The organism is Halomonas sp. BM-2019, from assembly GCF_017584085.1.
In genome coordinates this window covers 1,730,026-1,730,717 of sequence record NZ_CP071922.1, presented here as the reverse complement: position 1 = coordinate 1,730,717, position 692 = coordinate 1,730,026, and the positions used below count along the sequence as shown (strand labels likewise).

1 protein-coding gene is annotated in these 692 nt (G+C 75.9%); it reads right to left on the bottom strand.

From position 1 onward, the window contains the following. A partial coding sequence (locus J5F18_RS08695) for a DUF3971 domain-containing protein (protein ID WP_346301854.1) occupies positions 1–692 on the bottom strand: 692 nt, incomplete at both ends.

Sequence of the window (692 nt, the reverse complement as noted above, 5' to 3'; positions counted from 1 at the left end):
GTCGGCACGCACCGGGCCGCCCAGCACCCGGCCCTCGATGCGCCCCTCGAGACCGCCCTCCTCGCCCCGCTGGCGCCACGCCAGGGGGCCCGAGAGGTCGCGGAACACCAGTTCGAGGGGGCGATACTCGAGCCGCGCCAGGTCGACCTGGGTGTCGATATCCAGGGCCAGGGCCTCGGGGTCGCCCAGCGGCAGGCTCAGGGCGAGTTGCCCCTCGGCCCGGCCCTCGCCCTGCCAGTCCGCCACCGCCTCGATCCCCTCCACCGGCAGGGCCTGCAGATAATCGCGCAGCGCCTGGGCGGAGGCGGCCAGCTCGCCCTCCACCTCGAGGCGCTCGTCGGCCAGGCGCACGCGCCCGTCGCGGGCCGTCACGCCGAGGCTCTCGGCGCGCTCGACCCGCGCCTCCAGGCGGGTGTCCCGAAGCGAGAGATGGCCCTCGACCGCCTCCAGAGCGGGCCACGCCGGATCGAAGGGCAGCCGGCCGTCGCGAATCGACAGGTCGAGCCCGAAGGAGGGCGCGATCCGCGCCTCGCCGCCGGCCAGCGGCAGATGCAGGCGCAGCGAGCCCTCCGGCACGCGCCCGGCCACCCCATCGAGCCACTCGCGCAGCTCGTCGCCGAGGATGCCCACCGGCAGCCACTCCACCAGCAGCGTCTCCACGGCGTCCACCTCGGTGAAGCCCAGCGTCAGCC